This window comes from Sporolactobacillus sp. BBK16-2, from assembly GCF_059878335.1.
This window is the reverse complement of sequence record NZ_CM187611.1, coordinates 2,398,146-2,421,707: the sequence shown is the minus strand read 5'-3', so window position 1 is coordinate 2,421,707 and position 23,562 is coordinate 2,398,146. Positions and strand designations below refer to the sequence as shown.

20 protein-coding genes and 1 other annotated feature are annotated in these 23,562 nt (G+C 43.3%); of the genes, 14 read left to right on the top strand and 6 right to left on the bottom strand.

Translation table 11 applies throughout. From position 1 onward, the window contains the following. Window positions 1–212 precede the first annotated feature (212 nt). Window positions 213–449 (top strand) — a binding site (T-box leader). Window positions 450–614: 165 nt separating this feature from the next. Further along, a complete protein-coding gene (gene leuS / locus AC6F33_RS12060; RefSeq protein ID WP_255746008.1) occupies window positions 615–3,035 on the top strand; it encodes a leucine--tRNA ligase in 2,421 nt (806 codons plus the stop codon). Between the two features lie 442 nt (window positions 3,036–3,477). Beyond that, entirely contained in the window at window positions 3,478–5,070 is a 1,593-nt protein-coding gene (locus AC6F33_RS12055; RefSeq protein WP_255745851.1) for a putative polysaccharide biosynthesis protein, read from the top strand. Window positions 5,071–5,199: 129 nt separating this feature from the next. Here the strand turns inward: AC6F33_RS12055 and AC6F33_RS12050 are convergent, their stop codons facing one another. The 3 genes from AC6F33_RS12050 to cysK all read right to left on the bottom strand — a co-directional run bounded on the left by AC6F33_RS12050 (window position 5,200) and on the right by cysK (window position 7,333). After that, complete coding sequence (locus tag AC6F33_RS12050) at window positions 5,200–5,634, bottom strand: hypothetical protein (protein ID WP_480948453.1); 435 nt, start codon at window positions 5,632–5,634, stop codon at window positions 5,200–5,202. 121 nt (window positions 5,635–5,755) lie between these two features. Then, a complete protein-coding gene (locus tag AC6F33_RS12045; protein ID WP_253058988.1) occupies window positions 5,756–5,974 on the bottom strand; it encodes a DeoR family transcriptional regulator in 219 nt (72 codons plus the stop codon). A gap of 426 nt (window positions 5,975–6,400) precedes the next feature. Beyond that, window positions 6,401–7,333, bottom strand: a complete 933-nt coding sequence (gene cysK, locus AC6F33_RS12040; protein ID WP_500777155.1) for a cysteine synthase A — start codon at window positions 7,331–7,333, stop codon at window positions 6,401–6,403. A gap of 344 nt (window positions 7,334–7,677) precedes the next feature. On the opposite strand from cysK, the gene thpR reads away from it, so the two are divergent. The 4 genes from thpR to trmB all read left to right on the top strand — a co-directional run bounded on the left by thpR (window position 7,678) and on the right by trmB (window position 10,982). Next, window positions 7,678–8,235 (top strand): RNA 2',3'-cyclic phosphodiesterase, encoded by a 558-nt coding sequence (gene thpR, locus AC6F33_RS12035; protein WP_480948452.1) that lies wholly within the window; start codon window positions 7,678–7,680, stop codon window positions 8,233–8,235. A gap of 160 nt (window positions 8,236–8,395) precedes the next feature. Further along, window positions 8,396–9,181: a hypothetical protein gene (locus tag AC6F33_RS12030; RefSeq protein WP_255745844.1), complete on the top strand. Its 786-nt coding sequence runs from the start codon at window positions 8,396–8,398 to the stop codon at window positions 9,179–9,181. A 193-nt stretch (window positions 9,182–9,374) separates the two neighbouring features. Continuing rightward, complete coding sequence (locus AC6F33_RS12025; protein ID WP_255745843.1) at window positions 9,375–10,106, top strand: phosphotransferase family protein; 732 nt, start codon at window positions 9,375–9,377, stop codon at window positions 10,104–10,106. Window positions 10,107–10,340: 234 nt separating this feature from the next. Then, window positions 10,341–10,982: a tRNA (guanosine(46)-N7)-methyltransferase TrmB gene (trmB, locus tag AC6F33_RS12020; RefSeq protein WP_255745842.1), complete on the top strand. Its 642-nt coding sequence runs from the start codon at window positions 10,341–10,343 to the stop codon at window positions 10,980–10,982. 42 nt (window positions 10,983–11,024) lie between these two features. Here the strand turns inward: trmB and AC6F33_RS12015 are convergent, their stop codons facing one another. Next, on the bottom strand, window positions 11,025–11,348 hold the full coding sequence (locus AC6F33_RS12015) for a hypothetical protein (protein ID WP_255745840.1): 324 nt from the start codon (window positions 11,346–11,348) through the stop codon (window positions 11,025–11,027). Window positions 11,349–11,571: 223 nt separating this feature from the next. On the opposite strand from AC6F33_RS12015, the gene AC6F33_RS12010 reads away from it, so the two are divergent. From AC6F33_RS12010 to ccpA, 8 genes are all read left to right on the top strand, one after another. Beyond that, window positions 11,572–12,093, top strand: coding sequence for a DUF84 family protein (locus tag AC6F33_RS12010; RefSeq protein WP_500777154.1), 522 nt, complete (start codon window positions 11,572–11,574; stop codon window positions 12,091–12,093). A 109-nt stretch (window positions 12,094–12,202) separates the two neighbouring features. Next, window positions 12,203–13,018 (top strand): DUF1444 family protein, encoded by an 816-nt coding sequence (locus AC6F33_RS12005; RefSeq protein ID WP_500777153.1) that lies wholly within the window; start codon window positions 12,203–12,205, stop codon window positions 13,016–13,018. A 65-nt stretch (window positions 13,019–13,083) separates the two neighbouring features. Then, window positions 13,084–13,707, top strand: coding sequence for a YtpR family tRNA-binding protein (gene ytpR, locus AC6F33_RS12000; protein WP_255745834.1), 624 nt, complete (start codon window positions 13,084–13,086; stop codon window positions 13,705–13,707). A 38-nt stretch (window positions 13,708–13,745) separates the two neighbouring features. Further along, the gene (locus tag AC6F33_RS11995) at window positions 13,746–16,040 is read left to right on the top strand and encodes a DNA translocase FtsK (protein WP_500777152.1); all 2,295 of its coding nucleotides are present in this window, start codon (window positions 13,746–13,748) and stop codon (window positions 16,038–16,040) included. Between the two features lie 303 nt (window positions 16,041–16,343). After that, entirely contained in the window at window positions 16,344–17,651 is a 1,308-nt protein-coding gene (murC, locus tag AC6F33_RS11990) for a UDP-N-acetylmuramate--L-alanine ligase (RefSeq protein ID WP_255745832.1), read from the top strand. A gap of 156 nt (window positions 17,652–17,807) precedes the next feature. After that, complete coding sequence (locus AC6F33_RS11985; RefSeq protein ID WP_255745830.1) at window positions 17,808–18,233, top strand: DUF948 domain-containing protein; 426 nt, start codon at window positions 17,808–17,810, stop codon at window positions 18,231–18,233. Window positions 18,234–18,250: 17 nt separating this feature from the next. After that, window positions 18,251–18,538 (top strand): YtxH domain-containing protein, encoded by a 288-nt coding sequence (locus AC6F33_RS11980; RefSeq protein ID WP_255745828.1) that lies wholly within the window; start codon window positions 18,251–18,253, stop codon window positions 18,536–18,538. Window positions 18,539–18,794: 256 nt separating this feature from the next. Further along, window positions 18,795–19,793, top strand: coding sequence for a catabolite control protein A (ccpA, locus tag AC6F33_RS11975; RefSeq protein ID WP_255745825.1), 999 nt, complete (start codon window positions 18,795–18,797; stop codon window positions 19,791–19,793). A gap of 134 nt (window positions 19,794–19,927) precedes the next feature. Here ccpA and AC6F33_RS11970 read toward each other — a convergent pair whose 3' ends face one another. Together AC6F33_RS11970 and rpsD are read right to left on the bottom strand one after the other, a co-directional pair. Next, a complete protein-coding gene (locus AC6F33_RS11970) occupies window positions 19,928–22,558 on the bottom strand; it encodes a transglycosylase domain-containing protein (protein WP_500777151.1) in 2,631 nt (876 codons plus the stop codon). Between the two features lie 276 nt (window positions 22,559–22,834). Then, window positions 22,835–23,437 carry a 30S ribosomal protein S4 gene (rpsD, locus tag AC6F33_RS11965; protein WP_255745821.1) on the bottom strand — a complete coding sequence of 201 codons (603 nt, stop codon included), beginning with the start codon at window positions 23,435–23,437 and terminating at the stop codon, window positions 22,835–22,837. Window positions 23,438–23,562 lie beyond the last annotated feature (125 nt).

Sequence of the window (23,562 nt, the reverse complement as noted above, 5' to 3'; positions counted from 1 at the left end):
GTATCGTGCGTCATTTATGAATGAATTTGAGGCTATTAGAATGTTTTCCTTTATAAAAAATACATTGAAGTTGTCCTCTTGTATGTGAGAAGGACTTCAAGATGCAAATCAACCTGATTTCTGGCTTTCTTCATCATAAATCGCCTTTATATTTAAACCTGAGTTGACATCTCCTACTAATATCAATAAAATGGAAACACAACCTTATCAATGAAACGACAATGACGGAGAAAAGTAGCTTGTGATCCGCTTTCAGAGAGCCGACGTTTGGTGCAAGCCGGTACGGAAAAAAGTGAACTCGCTCCTGAGTTGCGAGTGCAGCCCTTAACTGGGCACCTCGCCGTAAACCTGCGTTATAGGCTAAACAAGCGAGCGAATGGCAATATGCCGTCGTTAATTTGGGTGGTACCGCGGGAATTTAATTCAGTAATCAACCTCTCGTCCCTAACAAACATGTTAAGGGCGGGAGGTTTTTATATTTTTTGAATAGTTTGCCCGTTTTTCAAAGAAATGCTTGGTGTGGTCAAGTCCTAGACGCCGGCCATTGCTTAGTATTTCTTATACCAGATAACCGCTAGTTTATTTGTATTATAAAGGAGGAACTCGCCATGGCAATGGCTTTTGATCATCAAAAAATTGAAGCGAAATGGCAAAAATATTGGGATGATCATCAAACATTCAAAACTGATGATCATTCCGACAAACCAAAATATTATGTGCTCGATATGTTCCCGTATCCCTCAGGAAAAGGGCTGCATGTCGGTCATCCTGAGGGCTATACGGCAACCGATATTATGGCGCGTATGAAACGGATGCAAGGCTTTGAAGTGCTTCATCCGATGGGCTGGGATGCGTTTGGGCTTCCTGCGGAACAATATGCACTTGATACCGGTCATGATCCGGCAGATTTCACGAAGCAAAATATTGCTACTTTCAAGAGACAGATTAAATCACTTGGCTTCTCATACGACTGGAATCGTGAAATCAATACAACGGACCCGGAATACTACAAATGGACACAATGGATCTTCCTTCAGCTCTACAAAAAGGGACTTGCGTATATCGCAGAAGTTCCGGTGAACTGGTGCCCGGCGCTTGGAACCGTTCTGGCAAATGAAGAAGTCATTGATGGAAAAAGCGAACGCGGCGGCCACCCGGTTATCCGCAGGCCGATGCGTCAGTGGATGCTGAAGATTACTGCATATGCGGATCGTCTGATTGATGATCTTGACGATGTGGACTGGCCGGAAAGCGTTAAAGAAATGCAGCGTCACTGGATCGGCCGTTCGGAAGGCGCCGAGGTTCAATTTAAGATTGACGGACATGAAGAACATGTTACCGTCTTTACCACACGCCCTGATACACTGTTCGGCGCGACCTATATGGTGCTCGCCCCGGAACATAAACTTGTTGATACAATTGTAACGCCTGAACAAAAGGCAGAGGTTGATCAATATCGCAAGGAAGTGGCGGCTAAAAGCGATCTCGAACGTACTGATCTCAACAAAACGAAAACCGGTGCATTTACCGGAGCTTATGCCGTCAATCCTGTTAATGGCAAGAAAGTACCTGTTTGGATTGCTGATTACGTCCTGATTACTTATGGATCAGGAGCAATCATGGCGGTTCCGGGCCATGATGATCGCGACTATGAATTTGCGACCAAATTTGATCTGCCGATTATCGAAGTTGTTGCAGGCGGCGACCTGTCGAAAGAAGCATATACCGGTGACGGCAAGCATGTAAACTCAGGCTTTCTTGACGGACTTGGCAAAAAAGAAGCAATGACTAAAATGATCGATTGGCTGGAGACGCACAAGGTCGGCAACCGCAAAATCACGTATCGGCTGCGTGATTGGCTGTTCAGTCGCCAGCGTTATTGGGGCGAACCGATTCCCATTATTCATATGGAAGACGGATCGCTTAAAGCGGTTCCTGAAGAAGAACTTCCGCTGCGTCTACCGAAAACGGAGAATATCAAACCGTCCGGTACCGGAGAATCGCCACTGGCAAATGACACAGACTGGATTAATATCGTTGATCCTGAGAGTGGTATGAAGGGTCGCCGTGAAACGAACACCATGCCTCAGTGGGCAGGCAGCAGCTGGTACTTCCTTCGTTATGTTGACCCGCATAATAAAGAAAATCTAGCGGATCCGGAGAAACTGAAACGCTGGATGTCAGTCGACCTGTACGTTGGCGGTGCCGAACACGCCGTGCTTCACCTGCTGTACGCACGGTTCTGGCATAAGGCACTTTATGATCTCGGTGTCGTGCCGACAAAAGAGCCGTTCCAAAAGCTGGTTAATCAAGGTATGATTCTCGGAACGAACCATGAGAAAATGAGTAAATCGAAAGGCAATGTGATCAATCCGGATGATATTGTTGCTTCTCACGGCGCGGATACACTTCGACTGTATGAAATGTTTATGGGACCAATTGATGCCGCAAAGCCTTGGTCCGAAAAAGGGATTGACGGATCACGACGGTTCCTCGATCGAGTTTGGAGGCTGTTTGTCACTGCAGAAGGAAGCCTTACCGCAGCGGTTACTGAGACAGCAACGGCAAGCGAAGCTTTTGAAAAGGTCTACCATCAGACTGTGAAGAAGGTAACCGAAGACTTTGCGATCATGCACTTTAATACCGGTATTGCTCAGATGATGACCTTCATCAATGAAGCTAATAAACAAGATCAAATTCCGACTTACATGGCAGAAGGTTTCATTCAACTGCTCTCGCCGGTTGCACCGCATATCAGTGAAGAGATCTGGTCGCTGCTCGGTCATGACCAATCCGTTGAAAAATCAGCATGGCCAACCTATGATGCACAAAAGCTCGTTGAAGATCAGATCGAAATCATCGTCCAGGTCAACGGCAAGATTCGTGCACGTTTCCAAGCTGAAAAAGGAACATCTAGAGAAGAACTCCAAAATAAGGCCATGAGCGATACGAACGTGAAAGCACAGCTTGATGGCAAAACGGTTAAGAAAGTCATAGCAGTTCCTGATAAACTTGTTAATATTGTTGCAAAGTAAATCACAGCACCAGCATAAAAACCGCTCTTGATGCGAAAGCATAGGAGCGGTTTTTTAACACCATTAGAGATTTTTCGAAAAGAGGGAAAACTAAGATTAGGAAGAATACCGCATGCTGCCGCGTGCTGAACACTAAGTCATCTATAAACTCTGCATTTGTCAGAGTATGCGAGAAACAAGATGCTCGAGCCTACAAGAATTAGTGGAAAATAGGCTGATAAATATTGTCCGTAGTTTCTTGGATTTGTGAAGTTCAAATTTTTTAATTAGATTTTCTCAATCAATAAGATTACATAGGTTGGACGCAGCGTCTTGGCTTCTCAACAAAATGTGACAAAACATGCAATAGATCGCCAAGTGATCTCGTATGAACGGCAGAATGTGGTAAAATACTAAGAGTTGTGGGCAGTTCGCCCAATTGAAGATTTAGGAGCGTTGACAGATGTCCGCATCAACTATGGTCCGTGGGGCTGTGATTCTTACAGTTGCCTCCTTTGTATCAAGATTGTTAGGTATTCTATTTGTTATTCCCTATAATGCGATGACCGGAACGGAAGGTGCGTTCCTTTATCAGTATGCTTATACACCCTATGGAATTATGCTGAGTATTTCGACCATGGGCTTGCCGCTTGCGGTTTCAAAATTTGTATCCAAGTATAATTCGCTTGGCGATTATGAATCCGGAAAACGTCTTTTCAAATCAGGAATTCTCTTGATGTCTGTGACAGGTCTCGTCGGCTTTCTCATCCTCTTTTTGGGAGCACCTCATATTGCAGCTACTTATGGCGTTCCGAAGAATGAACTAGCCAATGTGATCATGGTTACCCGTGTCGTCAGCATTGCCATTCTTGTCGTGCCTGTGATGAGCCTCATGCGTGGATATTTTCAAGGGTTTCAATCGATGGGGCCGACTGCTGTATCTCAGGTTGTCGAACAAATTATGCGTGTGGCCTTTATTTTAATTGGAGCTTTTCTAGTTATGAATGTCTTCAACGGCTCAGCCGTTACTGCGGCGGCACTCGCCACTTTTGCGGCATTTGTCGGTGCTGTTGCCGGTCTGTACGTTATGCTGCATTATTGGGTACGAAGACGGAAATATTTGGATAATATGCAGCAGCAGAGGGTGCAGCGTTACAGAATCTCCTATCTGTCCATGTATAAAGAGCTTGTGACGTACGCAGTTCCTTTTGTAGCTGTCGGAATCTCAATGCAGCTTTATCAGCTCATTGATCAGGTCATGGCGTACCATTATCTTGACTATTCTGATAAGATAACGAAGATCGTCATTACAGATTTAACCATGAATGATCAAAAAATGGTCATGATACCGGTCACTCTGGCAACTTCGCTTGCGGTCAGCGCAGTACCGGCGATAATAAAGTCCTATTCCAATGGAAAAATCGCGGAAGTCAATAGTAAAATTACTCAAGCATTTGAATTAGTCCTTTTCTTGACTGTTCCGGCAGCCATTGGGCTATCTATTTTAGGATATATGATCCACGGACTGCTTTTCGAAATGAGTCCGGAAGCGCTGCAAATTGGCGGAAGGGTGCTTCAGTGGTATGCGCCGACAGCCGTCTTCTTTGCACTGTTTCAAGTTTCCGCTTCTGTATTGCAAGGCATCAACCATCAACGAGTAACACTGATCAGCCTTGTGGCAGGGGTGATTGTCAAGATATTATTGAACCCTGCATTCATGAAATTTTTCGGTATGGTGGGACCTGTACTTGCGACAAATATCGGCTATACGGTTTGCATTTTAATTAATCTGATTGCGATAAAGAGAGCGACCGATTATCATTATTCACAAATCGTGCGGCAAACGATTCATATCGTTGGTTATACGATCATCATGTGTTTGGTAATTCAACTCATTTTCCTGCTCTTTGGCGGGAATGTACCAAGCAGACGCAGCATCGCGTTTATTGTGGTCATTCTAAGCGTTTTCTTAGGCGCTGCAGCATATTTAGTTCTTGCACGATGGACCGGTCTGCTCAGGCGGATTACCGGTGGATTCAGAAGACGAAAGGCTTAATCGAGTCACCGATGAATTCGTCGTCGCAACAGTCACGGATCATTAACGTTTAATTTCTCTAAATCTTGATAATTTCTTATTTGTGTAAAGTAAAAAAGGAAATTCGGAATCGACTCCGAATTTCCTTTTTTATTGTTGTCTCGGAGGGAATCCCGGAACGCCGATTGGCGGAATAGGAAATCCAAGCCTTCGTTCAATGGAACGAACCCTTCGATCAAGACTTTGGAGCTCGCGCTGGAAGAGATCCTGTTGCCGTTCAATCTGTCTAAGCCTGCGTTCGAATTGCTGAGGATTGAAAGGCGGCTGAGGCGGACGAGGGGGCTGCTGCATCTGCCTGCTGTTTTCAGAAGGACCATTCCATATAAAACCATTTTCGGCATAGGAATTTCCGGCTTGTTGACGTGCAGAGAGCGGGTAGCCGGGATTTAATTCAGGATGATTTTGGGGTATTGATGAAGTGTCTTGAAAGGCTTCTTGATTCTGGCTGTCAATCCGTCCTCTTGGCGCGGAAGAAGGCTGGAAAGCATTGGCGTCTTGTGGGAAAGTATTGCCGTTTGAAAACATAGATAGGTTCCTCCTTAATTTGATAAATCGTGTCATTCACCTATAGTCTATGTTTAAGAAAGGACTTTGTTATGGGTCCCAAATTTAAAAAAACAAATAAAAAAGAGCTGTTTTAAACAGCTCACGAAACCTTAACTCGCTTCTTTGTCACGGCCCATTGACCTTTTCGAGGACTTTGAACCAAATCGTTATAGGTTAAAATATTCAAGTCTCTTTGCATTGTTCTCTGTGTCATGTCAAATTCTTCAACCAGCTCTTTCGTCGTAACCACACCTTGTTTGCGAATGAACAAATATACGGATCTAACGCGATTTAGCATTCGATCAGTTGAAGGACTCAAATCATCACTCCCTAGATTATTTATCAATAAAAGACAGATCTCTTATTGAGCGAAATATTCAAGCAAGCTTCGACACAGAGTTTTGAAAATGCCGAAACGTCTCAAGTAAAATACGTTTGCCATTTGGTCGTTCGCGTTGCGAGCAAACAAAATAAATCACTGAGCAAATGGTTTCTTTTAAGTTGAGAAGTCACATAATTTTCTGTTAACAAATTAAATATAACTCATTCAATGAAAAAGTCAAATGCTTTTTTTATTATTTAGATAATGTTAAATTTAGATGTTCTTTAATCGTTCATTTAAGACGCCGGTTTGATAAATGACGCCGGAGCCATAACAATCATTAACTTAAACTTTAAAATCACAGTATGCGGAAATAAAAAAACCTCCGATTTTTATGCAAACGGAGGGGAATGATTCATTGAATTATCGTGGAAAAATATCTCCGGACAAATAGCGCTCACCGGTGTCATTAATGATACAGACCACCACATCACCTGGTTTATATCGCTTAGCGACCTGAAGGGCAACATAAACAGATGCGCCTGAAGAAGGACCGCACAGAATGCCTTCTTCGCTCGCTAATCTGCGTGTTAATTCATAAGCGTCTTCATCGCTGACTTCAATAACCTCATCAATGATTGACATATCCATTGTGTTCGGAATAAATCCGGGGCTCGTGCCGACGATTTTATGCCGCCCTGGTTTTCCGCCGGTATAGACCGGCGATCCTGCAGGCTCGCAAATATGTACAGTCAATTCAGGAAACGCCTCCTTCAAAGCTTTTCCAGCTCCAGAGACTGTGCCTCCTGTTCCGGCAGCTCCCACAAATGCACGAAACGGACGATTGAGTTGCTGAATATCTTTTATAATTTCTGTACCTGTAGTTTTTTGGTGTGCCTTGGGATTTGCCTGATTTTCAAATTGCATCGGCATATAGCTGTTTGGCATCATTTCGGCAAGTTGACGCGCTTTTTTTATTGCACCGGGCATCTTATCTTTACCCGGAGTCAGCACAACCTCCGCTCCCAGGGCTCTTAATAAATTAATTCGTTCTTGCGTCATCGTATCAGGCATCACTATAATTGCTTTATAGCCGCGGGCAACGGCGACCATCGCAAGACCGATGCCCATATTTCCTGATGTTGGTTCGATAATGGTTGCGCCATTCGCAATAATACCTCGGTTTTCAGCATCGAGGATCATATACAATGCTGCACGATCTTTTACACTTTTTGTGGGATTGAAGTATTCTAATTTTGCATAGATGTCTGCACCGTTCGGATCGGGCAGCCGATTCAATCGAACCATCGGTGTTTCGCCGACAAGTTCATCAATGGATTGGACAATTTTTGTCATAATGACCTCTCTTTTCTTTAATCGCTGTAAAACACTTTTTTAATGTATCTAAATCAAGAAAAAAACATGTGACCTAATGATCCGTGATGGTTTCACGGACAGGGATACAGTCAGCACGCACTATTCCAATTGAATTAGTTACATTATACAGGATTTACAGGGGTTGAGTCGACCGATGTTGTATGATTTTCCAGTTATAGAGATAATTTCAATAATACCGCATTGATTAATGAGTGATGATACGAAGTAATTGATTTTTAAAAAACATTACAGCAATGCTAACGATTAAAGAAAGAGTAATTTTATCATGTGAAGGCTTTTGCTCATATTGAGGTGTATATCTGATGACTGATCACTATTTTTTGGCGATTCCGCTTGCTGACGAATTAAGAATCATGACCTGTCAAACGGCCACGCCATTTATGAATAACATTCACTATAAACGGAGGATGAATCCGGCAGATCTTCACTGTACACTTCTATTCTTTGGTGCACTTGATGAAGAAAAAAGAGCAGCGGTCGTTCAGACTGTTTCTCAAATTTCGCGCCGGCATCATTCATTCCATTTGAAACTGTCAGGAATTGACGGATTTGGAGAGAAACATCGGCCGCGCGTTTTGTTTGCTTCGCTCTTTCCGAATCAGGAACTGCACCAGTTAAGAAGTGATCTTGGACAAGCGTTATCCATTATCGGTTTTAATATAGAAAAACGTCCGTTCCATCCACATATTACATTAGCAAAGCGATGGATTGACGGTGAAATGCGTGTGGATCTGCCAATAACTGATTGCGCCATAACAGGAAAATCATGGGAGGTATGCAGCATGATGCTTTTTAAAGTTCAGCCTGAGACTCTGCCGCATTATCTGCCGGTTTTTGAATTTCCTTTTTTAGGTGAATAAATACTTCGCCTAATTAGAGTTTTGAATTAAAATAATAGTTATGGTGAAGAAAAGATTAATGAAGTCAACTTTGAATGCCGACAGCGCTCAGACTTTCTCATACGCATCACTTCACATCTATTTTTAACAGCACGATTTGTTCAAGAGAAGGGGAACGAGTATGGCTCAACTCATTAAAATAAATCAATGTATTTCCCGCTATCAGATGAACTTCCGCAGTTACGCTAATCGTTATAATTGGCTGAAGAAAAGGCGGTTTGCGGAGTGGAAAGAAGACTGGGAACATGTTCATGGCATTCAACAATCAGATGATGGTGCCGATATATATAAAAACCAATTGAAACATGAATTTGAGGATTGGCTTTTTGACAAGCAATTGGAATGGTCGACGCGAACCGCATTTGAATGGTCATCCTTTCCAGACACGATTTATTCGGAGCATTGGTTAAGGCATTTAATTAAAGAAATAAACGATGTCTCATTTTTCATGTACCTGCCGGTGCTACTTACCCGGTCTGGCCCCGTTCAGCTCGATTCTCTGTTAATCGCGAATGATGTCATTTGTTGTGTTCATCCTCTATTGGGTAATCCCGGCGATGTGTTTCAACCCGTTTCACAAAGAAATTGGAATGTCATTACGAATGGAGCACAGCGTCCGCTCTTAAATCCTTTGATCTCACTGCGGCGGACCAAAGCAGTTGTTTCAGCCTTTCTGCAGAGCAAAGGGCTGCGGTCTATGGAAGTGGAAGCAGTTGTGTATGCCCCTGATGGTTACATTGAGTCTAAAGCAGGCGAGTTTGAGGCGCGTTTTATTGATTTGAGAAACGAAGCTGAATGGTTCCAAAAAATGGATCAGCATTCCTTACTTATGAAGCGGGGACAGATTGAATGTGCTGAAGCCCTGCTCAACAATAGTGAAACCGTATCTGAACCTAGGACAATCTGATTAAAATCATTTGGATTCTTCTCATCTTTTTGATTGTTGATTGAACGCGAACGTGGTATATTTTTAGGCATAGTCTGTTTTTTGCATAAAAAAAGCAGATCTGGAAAGGCAATGGTGGAATGCTTTGATTCGATTTTTCGATGGCGATAATTGGAAGATATCTCCCGCAGGAGGATTAACAGGAGAAGCCTTTATGGCAAGCTCAGGGGAAAATAAGCTTTTTATAAAGCGAAATTCTTCCCCATTTCTTGCTGTCCTATCTGCTGAGGGCATCGTCCCGAAACTGCTGTGGACGCGGCGCATGGATAACGGCGATGTGTTGACTGCACAGAAGTGGATGAAAGGGCGAGTGCTGCTGCCGAGAGAAATGTCCTCAGAGCAGGTTGCGGATCTGCTGAAAAAAATTCATACGTCTGAGCCTCTGCTGAATATGATGAGGCGTTTGGGCAAGAAGCCGATGACGACCACACAAATACTTAATCAATTGGAGAGCCGGGCACAGGGGCGGAATGAGACTCGGGCGCTTAGACAATCGCTTAATCTCTTGAAAGACATGGCTGAACTCGCTGAATTTCCAAACAAAATGGTATGCCACTCGGATATTAATCATAATAATTGGCTGCTTAGTCACGATGAAAAAAGTTTATATCTTGTCGATTGGGATCAGGCGGTAATCGCTGATCCGGCCATGGATTTGGCGATGCTGCTCTACTGGTACGTCGAAGAGGATCAGTGGGAAAACTGGCTTGGTCTCTATGGACTTAAGCTTACGCGGTCACTGCAGCTGCGGCTTGTATGGCATATGGTGGCTATGACCTTAAGATTTATGTTCTGGCACCAAGAGCATGCCGAAATGAAAAAAATGATCTTATTTGAGAAAGATTTGCTTTGGCTTAATGAGTATGCTGCAGATATCCTGCCTTAATTTTGTACCGCTTGTTTATTCGGATGCCCGCTGTAAAATAGTCGTATGAAGCATCTTCCCATAAAAGAGGGAGGATGCACTTTGTTGCGGACTTGAGCATTTGATTGAAACAGCCAATGTGGAATTAATGACTGCCATGGTAGAATAGAAAGAAAAGCAATAGAATAAGTTTACCGCAAGTCTTCAAGCGGTACTTTAATTAGTGATTCAAGTGAAAATAAGGGAGAGTTATTCATGAGAGTACGCCATAAACCTTGGGCAAAAGGAAAACTTGATCAGTATTCGGATATTGTGATTCAATCGCCTAAAGAGTATAACGGCGAATGGCGTGATTTATTTAAAAGGGATGCGCCGCTTCACGTAGAAATAGGATCCGGTAAAGGCCGTTTCATTACGGGAATGGCCAAAAAATACCCAATGATTAATTTTATTGGCATAGAACTGCATGAAAGCGTGATTGTCACTGCTCTTGATAATTGCTTGAATGAGAACCTTGAAAACGTACGGTTGATTAACGAGGACGCAAGAGGTTTAACGGAGTTCTTTGCTGAGGATGAAGTAGATGCACTTTACCTGAATTTCTGTGATCCTTGGCCTAAAAATCGTCATGAAAAAAGAAGACTGACCTATTCTGCTTTTCTCGCTCAATATGAGTATGTGTTAAAAAAAGGCGGAATCTTGAATTTCAAAACAGATAACCAAGGCTTATTCGAATATTCGCTTGAAAGCTTTTCTAAATATGGATTTGTCCTTCAGAATATCAGTCTTGATCTGCACCATTCAGGGACAAAGGATAATGTAGTGACTGAATATGAAGAAAAATTTTCTGGAAAGGGTCAAAGAATTTATCGCTGTGAAGCCATATCCAGTGAATAATAAAATCTCACTGCACGAGAAGCGGCAGTGAGATACACGTTGTTAGTGTTGTGCAGTTAATTCAAGGACCGTTCCACTATGTGCATCGGCAACAAAATCGAAATAGCGGCTGGTTCCATGTTCATTTGAGATCAAGCCCCCCTTGTAGACCATATAGTTCAAGTCGTCTCTTGACCAAATGTGCGGGGAAAGGTAAATCCAGGCACCTTCGATCGGCAACTGGTTATTTATCGCGGACTTGACGTGTTCCAGCACATGTTCCGAACTCAATGTTTCTTTTTTACTTATAAGGCGGCACGTGGCGATTCCGGCGAAATAACCGGTGATTGTTCCGACCACAAGAGCTGCAGCAAAGCGTCTGCTCATGCTATCTCCGCATCCCTTCTTACAGGAGTGTTCCAAGCAGCTCTGCCGGGCTGTGTGGGACTCCCTGTATTTTCTTTCTTATCTAAAAGTATAATGAATCCGAACGATTTTACCAAGAATAACCGTAAAGATTAGAAATGGGAAAGCGGTCCGGTGAATCTGGGGCAATACGATTCAATAGAATGAATCACGAAATAATTCAGTAAGGAAAGAAGGAAAGTTCATGACCATTATTGGGGTCGGGACCAAGAACCCGGCGAAAATAGATGCGGTAAGACAATTACTGCAAGACGGATCAATCGATGCAGAGATCCGTAGTTTTGATGTTCCATCAGGCGTTTCCGCAATGCCGATGTCCGACCTTGAAACAAGGCAGGGAGCGATCAACCGTGCAAAGACCGTATTGAGTCAAAATCCCGCAATTGATTTCGGTATCGGAATGGAAGGAGGGGTATCGGATATCGGAGGCGAGATGTATTTATGCAACTGGGCGGCAGGAGCTGATCGAGACGGCAAGGTGATCAGCGCAGGCGGCGCTCGAATTCTTCTCCCAGAAGAACTTGCTGAAGGTATTCGTTCCGGCAGCGAACTTGGCGACATTGCTGATGCGTATGCGCATCAAAAAGATGTGAGCACTCATGGCGGAACAATTGGTATTCTAACGGAAGGACGCATCACGCGTACCGAAATGTTTTTACATATTTTAAAACTGATTGAAGGCATGTACGCGTATAACAAGAACTAACTGTCTACCATCATGTATCCGGTCTATGCTAAACTAAGAGCATGTTCTTTCTATGACGGATGTACCGTTAGGTAGATGGTGAATGAAATTAATAAGGGGCTGATTGATTATGGATCGCGCCGAACTGATAAAGATTCTTGAGCAGAGATTTAATACGAAAGATCGAACGATTCGTTTTGATCATAAGAAAGAAACAGTGCGTATTGAGCAAGCAGCAAATGGCAAAGGCGTTACTTTGTCGCTTGCCGAGTTGCAGCGCCGGGTACAGGAAGATGGAAGTGAAGCACTGGAGCAGACATTGATCGCCATTGATCGTGGAATCGAAGCGATGGCTGTCTCGCCTCATTTAAAGGGAAAAGAAGATCGGATCTTTCCGGTCATCCGTTCTGCGTCTTTTCCGAACCATACGCATGACGGCCGTCTGTTGATTTCCAGAGAACATACGGCTGAAACGAAGATTTTTTATGCGCTGGATCTTGGAAATGCATGCCGACTCATCGACGAGCAGTTTCTTGCTCACGAAGGCCTGGACAAGCAAACGCTAACAGAACTTGCCATGTTTAATTTGAGCGCACTTCCGACGACATTTAAAAAGGATGTTGTCCGACACAATACGTTTTACTTTATCACGATGAATGATGGCTTTGACGCTAGCAGGATTCTGAATCGAAAACTGATTGATACGATGCGTTCCAAGGCGAAGGGCGATTTGACTGTGGCTGTGCCGCATCAGGATGTATTGATTTTCGGCGATATTGTTAATCCTGAGGGTTATGATATTCTTGCACAGATGACCATGAAATTTTATACGACAGGTAATCTAAGAATCACCATGCTGCCGTTCATTTTTGATGAAAAAGGTGATCTCGAACCGATATTCATCATGGCGAATAAACGGCCGATGACAGGCAGACCGAAAAAGTAACAGGAAAATGGTGCATACTCAGGGTCGTGTGCAGCAGCATAATGGGTTGGAAGGGGTTTAATTGAATGATTCTTTACTATAATCGTGAGGGCATTGGCGATATTTTAATCATTTATTTGAAAGATGGAGAGAAAGAAACGTTTCAGACAAAAGGCGACGTGACACGAATTTTCGATGAAACAACAAATGAGACATTGGGTTTTAATATTTCCCATGCTTCACATTTTGTAAAAAATGAATTGGCTGGAGAAGTCAAAGCAGATGCATCACTGATCGAGCACTTGAATCAGAAACTTGCAGATGAAAAACTGGATTATTCTCTACCCGAAACACCAAAACCATTGATCGTGACAGGATATGTGCGTGATTTGAAAGAACATCCGAATTCGGATCATATGCATGTGTGTCACGTGGAATGCGGGGAAGATACATTGCAGATTGTCTGCGGTGCGCCAAACATTGACCAAGGCCAGAAAGTGGTTGTTGCTAGACTTGGGGCTTTAATGCCGAACGGAACGATTATAAGGCCAACCGTGCTTCGAGGAGTAGCATCTGACGGAATGATTTGTTCTGCTCGAGAATTAGCACTGCCGAATGCGCCTCAAAAGAGGGGAATATTAGTACTCGATTCCGCCACTCAAATCGGGCAGGATTTTTATGCGCTCGTAGCAAAGAAAGTGCGCGTTTAATCATTAGAGAGCGTTGTGTGAAGGTGAGGTGAATGAAAATGGCTGATAAATGGTGGCGCCGATTGTTTAGTTCGGATAATGATGAAACACAGATTCAGGGCAGCGAGCATGAAGAGACGACTGCTGCGGCTCCGGTTGGGCGATTCAAGGATGCCAATAGGCATGTTGAAGTGAAGATGCTTGCCAAATATCCTGAGCATAGCCTGCAGCCCGAGAGAAAATCAGCGAAGGAAAAAAATGCAGATGAATTGATAGCTTATCAAGCGCAGCATGCGGCTCATTTGAGGAAAAAGGCTCCTTTTCGTCTAACTAAGGTGCCTTCCCCTGTTTTTGGCTACCGACAGCCTTCAGAAACAATCAAATCGAAGAAACCAGATCCATCTTTTTATCTAAATAACGATAAAGAGGAGCAAGAGAAACGGCAGATACATGATCGGAAAAAGGAAGAACAGTTGCATCCGGTTGAATTGCCTCATTCTGCAGATCAGCCGATGCTTGATCGGCAAATTACTGATCAACCGGCCATGACTAGGAAAAAAGAAGTACGCCGTGATGATTTTACTGAAAACATATCTTCAAATAAGAAAGCGATCGGTGAGGATGAACATGTACTGTCAAAGGAGAGTGCAGTTCACTCAACGTTGTCGGAAACAAGTCACACTGATCAAACAGAAGTTGTGAAAGATGAAGTTCGGGAAGAACACGGTTCATTTCAAGAGCTCAGACGAACCGAGCCAGATCAAAGTCGTCATGAAACACTTCGAGTGAGCAGCAGACTGCCTCGCTCACCGCATCGTCATGAATCACAATCAAAGGTTCCTTTCAATGTTCTGATGTTTCATTCGGATCGCAAACCGAAACAAACGCCTGTAGCTGTACCTGCCGGCGAGTCGCCGAAATCAGGTGAATTGCAGCTGCCCCTCAATCTACTCAATGATCCGAGCCATTCGGAAGAGGAGAGCAATTCATGGATTGAGGATAAACAAGAAACACTTACTGAAACCTTAGAAAATTTCCATGTCGACGCTGATGTCATTGGTTACGTCCAAGGACCGAGTGTGACACGATTTGACCTTCATCTGCAACCGGGTGTGAAAATCAACAAGGTGCTCAGTTTAAATGAAGATATTAAATTGAGTCTTGCTGCAAGACAAATCCGTATTGCGCCGGTTCCTGGTACAAGTGCAGTGGGTATTGAAATACCGAATAAGGTGCGCAAACCGGTATTGCTCAAAGAACTGCTTGCATCCACAGAATATATAAAAAGTCAGGCACCGTTGACGGCAGCGCTCGGTCAGGACGTTTCCGGCAATCAGGTGTTTACAGATCTGGCTAAAATGCCGCACGGTTTAATTGCAGGGGCGACGGGTTCGGGAAAAAGTGTCTGTATTCATTCCTTGATCTTAAGTTTGATCTATAGAACATCACCTGAAGATCTTCGCTTCTTACTGATCGATCCGAAGGTCGTAGAACTGGCGCCTTATCAAGAAATACCGCATTTAGCAGCTCCAGTGATTACAGAGCCGAAAGAAGCGGCAGCGGCACTTAAATGGGCTGTGGAAGAAATGGAGCAAAGATATCGGTTATTTGCTGAAAATGCTGTTCGTGACATGGAGGGCTATAATCGAAAAGTTCGTTCTGGGGATGCAAGCGGCGAGAAAATTCCTTACATAGTGATTATTATTGATGAACTCGCTGATTTAATGATGGTGGCACCGCAGGACGTTGAAGAGTCCGTTTGCCGCATCGCTCAAAAAGCAAGGGCAGCAGGTATTCATTTACTTGTCGCTACTCAGAGACCATCTGTGGATGTTATTACTGGATTAATTAAATCCAATATTCCAACCAGAATTGCCTTCAGCGTTTCCTCGCAAACAGATTCCAGAACCATTTTGGACTGTGGCGGTGCTGAACGATTACTGGGTCGCGGTGACTTGCTGTTTGCGGAAAACGGATCCAGAAGCTTGCGCAGGCTTCAGGCTTGTTATGTATCTGATGAAGAAATTAATCGGGTAGCTCATGCATTCCGGAATGATCCAAAGCCGGATTATCTCTTTTCACCGGAGACGGTTCGGACCGATTATGAGCGATCCGAACAGGAAGACGAACTGCTCGGTGAAGCTGCTGAGTTCGTTGTGGACCAGGGGCAGGCTTCAGTGTCTGCCATTCAACGCCATTTTCGAGTCGGCTACAATCGCGCGGCTCGTCTTGTCGATGAACTGGAACTGCGCAGCATTATATCTGCGAATAATGGCAGCAAACCACGTCAGGTTCTGGTCTCTAAGGAAGCACTCAAAGAACGTATGTCTGAAAACGAGTTGGAACAATTTTGAATGAATGCAGCAGGAACCATTTCTCAAATGGTGCATCCGGTGGAAAAATATACTTTTACAATACATTAAATAAAGGTTAAAATAAGTGTCGGGCATGGCGGGCATTCACATTGAACGCCTAAATCACGCCCGAATTTTGTGCATTCACTCTAAGGAGAATGATTGCACATCCGCACTTGTCGATCAGTTTCTGTTTTTATTGATGATGACGATCCTGCAGCACACAGAATAGTCAATAATTGAGTATACTATTCATATTGCAGCGATTTAGTCATGCACGAAGCAATTTATGGAGGTCATTGTATGACGAAATACCATTTTGTTGGCATAAAGGGTACTGGAATGAGCGCACTCGCTCAAATCCTTCAAGATCTGCATCATGAAGTTCAGGGATCGGATTATGACAAACGTTTTTTTACACAGAAAGCGCTTGAGGATAAAAAAATTAAGATATTGCCCTTTACTGAAAAGAATATTACTTCTGATGAAGTCGTAATTGCTGGGAATGCATTTCCAGATCAGCACGAAGAAATTGTCAAGGCAAAAGAAATCGGCGTACCTGTGTATCGCTACTACGACTTTTTGGGCGATTTAGCAAAGAAATATACGAGTGTCGCGGTTACCGGAACACATGGCAAAACATCAACGACAGGTTTGCTTTCTTTTGTCTTTGAAGCGTTCGCGCCGACCTCATACTTGATTGGCGATGGTACCGGTTCAGGCAATGATAAGAGTAAATATTTCATTTGGGAGTCTTGTGAATATAAACGGCATTTTCTCCATTCAGATCCGGACTATTGCTTGATCACCAATATTGAATTTGATCATTCGGATTATTACAGGGATTTGGATGATGTTGTCAGCGCTTTTCAGGAATTGGCCCTAAAGGTGAATAAAGCAGTCTTTGCATGTGGCGATAATGAAAAGTTGCAAATGATTAAATCAAATGTCCCGATTATTTATTATGGTTTCAATGAAGAAAATGATTTTCAGGCAAGAAATGTGACCTTCCTGCCTGATGACTCTGGAACTGAATTTGATGTCTATGTACGCAATGATCTCTATGGACATTTCAAAATCACCGGGTATGGCAACCATAATGTGCTCAACGCGCTGGGTGTTATTTCCTTCTGCAATTATATGAATGTGCCGATCGAACTTGTGAAGGAACGTCTTGCTCAATTTCACGGTGTTAAACGCAGATTTTCTGAAACGAAACTCGAACAAGAGGATCAAATACTAATTGACGATTATGCGCACCATCCGACTGAAATTCGTGTAACAATCGAAGCGGCTCGTGAAAAGTATCCGGACCGTAAGCTGGTTGCCATTTTCCAGCCACATACGTACTCCAGGACAATGACGTTTATGGATGAATTCGCTGCTTCTCTCGCAACAGCCGATGAAGTCTATCTTTGTGATATTTTCGGCTCTGCACGAGAGAAGAGCGGCAAAACGTCTATTCATGATCTTCAAGATCGCATTAATGGATCTCATATTTTGCATAACAGCAACATTGAAGACCTGAAGCAGTATCGACACAGTGTCCTGCTATTCATGGGTGCCGGTGACATTCAAAAATATCAGAACGCTTATAAAGAAACGTTGTAAATCCTTCTTGCCGAATACTTTCTGCCTTTTTTTACCGGTTTTTAAATGGTAAGATATAAGAGTGGACAAGTAATTCGTGATTTCAATCACGCACAGGTATAGAAATGCGATGATTCATCAAACTAATAAAGAATCGATTGAAAGGGAGGATCTACGGTGATCATTATCTTGTATTTAGCCGTTGCGGTTATAGCCGTTGCGTTTGCCGTTCTTGTTTATTTCCTGTCACAAACATTACGTGCTGCACAGAAAACGATGGAAGACGTTGCATCAACACTTGAAGATGTTCAAGTGCAAGTTAAGGGCTTGAGTGAAGAGACAACAGAACTTTTACACCGGACGAACCTGCTCGCGGTCGACCTTCAGAGGAAATCTAAAAGTTTGAATAGTGTATTTGATGCTGTTGAAGGGTTTGGAGAGTCTTTAGGTTCAATTAATACGTCGGTTAAGCGTGTTGCGAGCAATATTGAAAGTAAAGGCTTTGAAAATTCAGGCAAGATCGCACAAACCATGCAGTGGAGTAAAGCAGCCATTGATTTAATTCATCGCTGGCAAAGTGCTCGCAAATCGAATCAAGACTAAATTTAGGGGGCTTTCCAATGGGACAGGACAGAGCAGGCTGTTCTGGAAAAGGTATCGCCTTTTTCTCTGGGCTTGTCGCCGGAAGCGCGCTTAGCGCATTGGCTATTTATTTGTTTATGGCACCTTCGGGGAAAAAGGTTGTGCGTCAGCTGCAGCAAGAGAGCATTGTGCTGGGAGGTAAAAGCGCTGAGCTGCTTCAAACAGCAAAACGCAAATCGATTGATTTAACCCATAAAATTTCGGCTGTCAACAGCGAAAAAAGAGAAGAAAAGGAACAGATGATTCCGATTCCGAAGGATTACTGATTCGCTAAGCTCCAATGCACTACTGTTCCGAGCTCATGGTCTGCAATGAGACAATAGATTGCAGAAATCCCCACTTTTTCGCAGCTTGAACAAGAAATTATAGCGAAATAAGTAAAGTTTTGATAGTATTGGAAATAGGCATCAATAAGTAATTGATGCGTATTTTGGTTACGATAAAATGAAAACGGTATAGAGCGTGAACCGGTGTTCAAGCTGACTATAGAAAAATTGGTTGATTTTGAGGAGGAAAAGAGCATTGAGCGCAACGATTTATGATGTAGCCAGAGAAGCTGGCGTATCGATGGCGACCGTTTCTCGAGTAGTGAACGGTAATCCAAATGTGAAGCCAACAACTAGAAAAAAGGTTTCCGAAGCGATAAAAAGACTGGGGTATCGTCCAAATGCCGTTGCACGCGGGCTCGCAAGCAAAAAAACGACGACGGTAGGCGTAATTATTCCTGATATATCCAGTGTTTATTTTTCCGAGCTTGCACGAGGTATTGAGGATATTGCAACCATGTACAAGTACAATATTATCCTGTGCAACTCTGATCAAAATAAGGACAAGGAAATTCATCTGATCCAAACACTTCTCGGCAAGCAGGTTGACGGTATCGTTTTTATGGGCGGCAAAATCGATCCGGAGCATATTGAAGAATTTAAACAATCCAATGTACCTTTTGTTCTTGCATCGACAGTGGACGAGCAGCACGAAATCCCGTCGGTAAATATTGATTATGAACAGGCTGTTTTTGAAGTCATTTCAAAATTGATTGAATCAGGCAACCAGCATGTCGGTTTTATTAACGGACCGGTTGATGTACCGATTAACGGTAAGTATAAGCTGAATGGTTATAAGGCTGCCCTTAAATCACATCATATTCCGTTTGAAGAAACGCTTGTGACTGAGGGGGATTATACTTATGAATCCGGTAAGGAAGCAACGTCGCAGTTTCTGAGCCAGGAAATCAAACCAACGGCAATCTTCGTTGATTCAGACGAAATGGCGATTGGAGCGATTCACGAGATTCAGGATGAGGGTTTGAAGGTTCCGGAAGATATTGAGGTTGTCAGCAGTGAAAATACGCGTCTCGTCCAAATGGTGCGTCCGACGCTAACCAGCATTGCTGAACCGACATACGATATTGGTGCAGTTGCAATGCGCTTACTAACTAAATTAATGAATAATGAAAAAGTGGAATCGATTACGGTCGTTCTTCCACACCGAATTGATGAAAGAAAATCAACGAAGTAAAGAACGGATCAATAGTGAAGTATTAGAAACCACTAAATTTTTCTGATATATACGTTTTAATTGAGTAAGAAAAGCCCTCTGGCTAAGGTTATATACCTTAGCCAGAGGGCTTTTTGGATTGATTAAAGGTGCCTTTAAGGACGGATTTTGCCGAGAACTCCCGGATTAGCCGCACTTAAGTCTGTGTATGGGAAACGTGATTTTAAGAAATCCGGTTTAATTCTAAAGAGGCCGCTCTCATCCGTTTTATTTTCATCCTGCGGCTGGTTTTCATCAGGTTGATCTTGATCGACAACCGGCTGATCATTCTGCTGCTGCATCTGGTTGAAAGGCTCGAGCGCTTCAATTGCTTCCGTCGGTGTATATTTTTCATTGATTAAATCGTTAACCTCAAAGCCCGCAGCTTTGCAATAGGCGGTCGGCTTGCCATCTGTCAGTCCGCAATAGGTTTCCTTTTTTACCCCCTGGGGTTGCTTGAAGTGTTCCTTAGGAGCCATTAAATCTGGGTCTATATTATAAGCACTGTTGGCAAACCCGGCAAAGAGCTGTTTGCTCTGATTCGAATAGGTGCTCCGGTTAAGCTGTTGATTATGAGCGTAGCCGATCCAAACCCCCATAGTAATATTGGGATTAGATGCGACAAGCCAGCCGTCACGCCAGTCCTGTGACGTTCCCGTTTTTCCTGCCCAATCAGCCGAAAAATTGAGCATACGGGGCAGAGAAGCACCTGTTCCGTATTTAAAGACATCGCGCATCATGTCCAGCATGAGATAATTTGTTTGTTCTGAGAAAACTTTTACGGACTTTGTTTTGTGCTGATAAATGATCGTTCCACTGCTGTCTGTAATTTTATCAATCATGTAGGCATCAATAAATTTTCCGTCGTTTGCGAATGTTGTATACGCATTCGTGTTTTCCTCTATGGTTATGCCCTTTGTAATGCCGCCAAGCGCTGCAGAGACATTATATCCGTCTGATCCGACCAGCGAGGTGATGCCCATCTTTTTCAGATAGTCCGGCGCCTTGTTAGTAGCAGCACTTAATCGCGTAAAGACACTGACAGCTGGTACGTTGTGCGATGCTGCCAACGCCGCGCGAGCAGTCTCAAAGCCGTGAAACGACGAAGTCGACGTGGTTGAACCATAATCGGTAGGCTTATACGTTACGCCATTGACAATCCGCTTATAGGGAAGGTCGGGAACGATTGAGCCTGGTTGGATCAATCCTAGTTCCATTGCTGGTGCATAGACAAGCAATGGTTTCATAGTCGAGCCGTTCTGGCGAGGCACTTCAGTTGCATAATTTAACTGTGAGCTGTCAAAGCCGCGTCCTCCGACAAAGCTGACAATCTGTCCGGTTTTGTTATCAATAAGAACAGAACCGACCTGCATCGGATCTATGACTTTTTCCATTTTGCCATTCTTGTTTTTCACTTCCATGATTTGCCCATTGTTATTTTTTGCGTACTGGTCAGGACTGTAACCAGAATAATTACGGGCAAATGATTCCATATCGTCATAGATTGGTTTGTTAATGGTTGTGTAAATGCGGTAACCGCCGTTTTCTAAATCAAGTGATGCGTTTCTCATAAATTCAGTAAATAGCGAGTAATGATTTTTAATTGAAGTATAGTTATATTTATGCATTTTAGCAATTTCTTCCAGACTTCGCTTTGGATACACATGACTATGCTCGTAGACCACTTTTTTATAGTTTGTATAATCATCGTACAGCGTATCACTGCTGTAGCCTTGTTTTTGCGCCATTAGCTTTGCCAGGATAATGCTCGAACGGTTCTGCACTTCTTTTGACAGGTAGGGGTAATCGCTGTTAATTGATTTACCTGCTTTAGCAAAATGTTTTTTATAATCGTAGGTCAATGCCTTGTCCAATTGTTCTTTGTTAATGTAACCTGCGGCGTACATGCGGTTAAGTACCGTATGAGCCCGATTGATCCCGGCAGACAGATCTTTTTTTAAACCGCCGTGATTCTGAAATGGGGAGTATGTAAAGGGATTCTTTGGCATACCGGCGATAAACGCTGCTTGAGGGAGCGAAAGCTTATTTGGTTTGACACCGAAAATTCCTTCGGCAGCTGCCGAAGCACCGGCGACATTTTTACCGGAGGCATCCCGTCCGAATGAAGCCATGTTGAGATAGGATTCAAGAATTTCATCTTTTGTGAAAAATCGATCGACGCGCAACGCAAGCAATATTTCTTTAAACTTGCGGTCAAGTGACACTTCATTAGTCAGAATTTGATTCTTTACGAGCTGCTGAGTGATCGAGCTGCCGCCGGTAACTTGCGGCTTATTGAGTAACTCTTCAGCACTGGCACGAAGGACAGCTTTGGGCACAACGCCATGGTGCTGATAAAAAAGCTCGTCCTCTGTTGCGACTACAGCATGAATCAAATAAGGAGACATATCACTCAATTTTGTCTTTGTACGTACGAGATCACTGTTCATTTTACCTATGGGGATGTTTCCTGCAAAATAACTGACACTACTCTCTGAATAATTGGTAATATCTTTCTTTAGTGTCTTATAGCTGAGCACGGGCTGATCACGTACAAGTGCAGCGAAATAGCCAGAAACGGTGCCAGCCGCAAAAAATAATCCAATAATGACAATGGATAAGGTAAGCAGCAGTGAGTTCCAAATAATACCGGCTATGGATTGTAACGTTTGAATAATTGAGCTTGAAGCCCACTTTTCCGCCAATCGGTCGAAAAAATCGGAAATGTTTTTCAATGGGGCATGCATTCGCAAATCTCCTCTAAAAATCTAGAATATAATCGTTTTTAGGATGCAACATTCTGAAAAATTTAATTAAAGCTCCTTATATATTAGCGTAAATGGCAAAGGTTGAAAAGGAAAAAGCGAACAAACGACTCCCGCGTTGTGTAAAGGATGTGCACGCAGTGAGCAGAAGATCCATATATACGAAAGCCATTCATCAAAAGTTCATTATACTGTTTTCATTTTGTAAAATAAAAAACCTTTCTGCCGAAGCGGAAAGGTTCTTCACAACAAGATCGATTATTTTGAATAGAATTCGACGATCATCGCTTCTGTGATTTCCGCAGGGAGCTCTGAACGTTCTGGAAGTCGTGCATAGGTACCTTCCAGCGTTTTTTCGTCAAAAGTCAAGTATTCCGGAACGAATGTGTTCGTTTCCAAAGAATCCTTGATAATCACGAGGTTACGTGATTTTTCGCGAACGCCGATTGTTTCGCCTGGTTTTACACGATAAGACGGAATGTCAACGCGTTTGCCGTTAACGGTGATATGTCCGTGATTGACAAGCTGGCGTGACTGTCTGCGTGTTCTTGCAAGACCGAGACGATAAACAAGATTATCGAGACGAGATTCAAGCAGAATCATGAAGTTTTCACCGTGAACGCCTTTCATTTTTGCAGCATCGTCAAAAATGCGGCGGAATTGACGTTCGTTAATTCCATACATGAAACGCAGCTTCTGTTTTTCTTGTTGTTGACGACCATATTCAGACAACTTAATACGTTGAGTCGGACCGTGTTGTCCCGGAGCATATGGGCGCCTTTCAAGTTCTTTACCTGTGCCGCTGAGTGAAATACCCAAACGACGTGATTTTTTCCAAACCGGACCAGTATAGCGAGCCATTGAATGACTCCTCCTTCGTCATTTTATTCGAATGTGTTGCAAGACAGATCATTCCGCCATTAACACACTCTGGTCGGTATAAAATGACACCTCTGCATGCGAGCTAAAGATATTTTGCTATCTTG

Coding starts and splice junctions, on each gene's coding strand:
- leuS (WP_255746008.1), top strand. CDS start 615: ATGGCTTTTGATCATCAAAAAATTGAAGCGAAATGGCAAAAATATTGG.
- AC6F33_RS12055 (WP_255745851.1), top strand. CDS start 3,478: ATGTCCGCATCAACTATGGTCCGTGGGGCTGTGATTCTTACAGTTGCC.
- AC6F33_RS12050 (WP_480948453.1), bottom strand. CDS start 5,634: ATGTTTTCAAACGGCAATACTTTCCCACAAGACGCCAATGCTTTCCAG.
- cysK (WP_500777155.1), bottom strand. CDS start 7,333: ATGACAAAAATTGTCCAATCCATTGATGAACTTGTCGGCGAAACACCG.
- thpR (WP_480948452.1), top strand. CDS start 7,678: ATGACTGATCACTATTTTTTGGCGATTCCGCTTGCTGACGAATTAAGA.
- AC6F33_RS12030 (WP_255745844.1), top strand. CDS start 8,396: ATGGCTCAACTCATTAAAATAAATCAATGTATTTCCCGCTATCAGATG.
- AC6F33_RS12025 (WP_255745843.1), top strand. CDS start 9,375: ATGGCAAGCTCAGGGGAAAATAAGCTTTTTATAAAGCGAAATTCTTCC.
- trmB (WP_255745842.1), top strand. CDS start 10,341: ATGAGAGTACGCCATAAACCTTGGGCAAAAGGAAAACTTGATCAGTAT.
- AC6F33_RS12015 (WP_255745840.1), bottom strand. CDS start 11,348: ATGAGCAGACGCTTTGCTGCAGCTCTTGTGGTCGGAACAATCACCGGT.
- AC6F33_RS12010 (WP_500777154.1), top strand. CDS start 11,572: ATGACCATTATTGGGGTCGGGACCAAGAACCCGGCGAAAATAGATGCG.
- AC6F33_RS12005 (WP_500777153.1), top strand. CDS start 12,203: ATGGATCGCGCCGAACTGATAAAGATTCTTGAGCAGAGATTTAATACG.
- ytpR (WP_255745834.1), top strand. CDS start 13,084: ATGATTCTTTACTATAATCGTGAGGGCATTGGCGATATTTTAATCATT.
- AC6F33_RS11995 (WP_500777152.1), top strand. CDS start 13,746: ATGGCTGATAAATGGTGGCGCCGATTGTTTAGTTCGGATAATGATGAA.
- murC (WP_255745832.1), top strand. CDS start 16,344: ATGACGAAATACCATTTTGTTGGCATAAAGGGTACTGGAATGAGCGCA.
- AC6F33_RS11980 (WP_255745828.1), top strand. CDS start 18,251: ATGGGACAGGACAGAGCAGGCTGTTCTGGAAAAGGTATCGCCTTTTTC.
- AC6F33_RS11970 (WP_500777151.1), bottom strand. CDS start 22,558: ATGCATGCCCCATTGAAAAACATTTCCGATTTTTTCGACCGATTGGCG.
- rpsD (WP_255745821.1), bottom strand. CDS start 23,437: ATGGCTCGCTATACTGGTCCGGTTTGGAAAAAATCACGTCGTTTGGGT.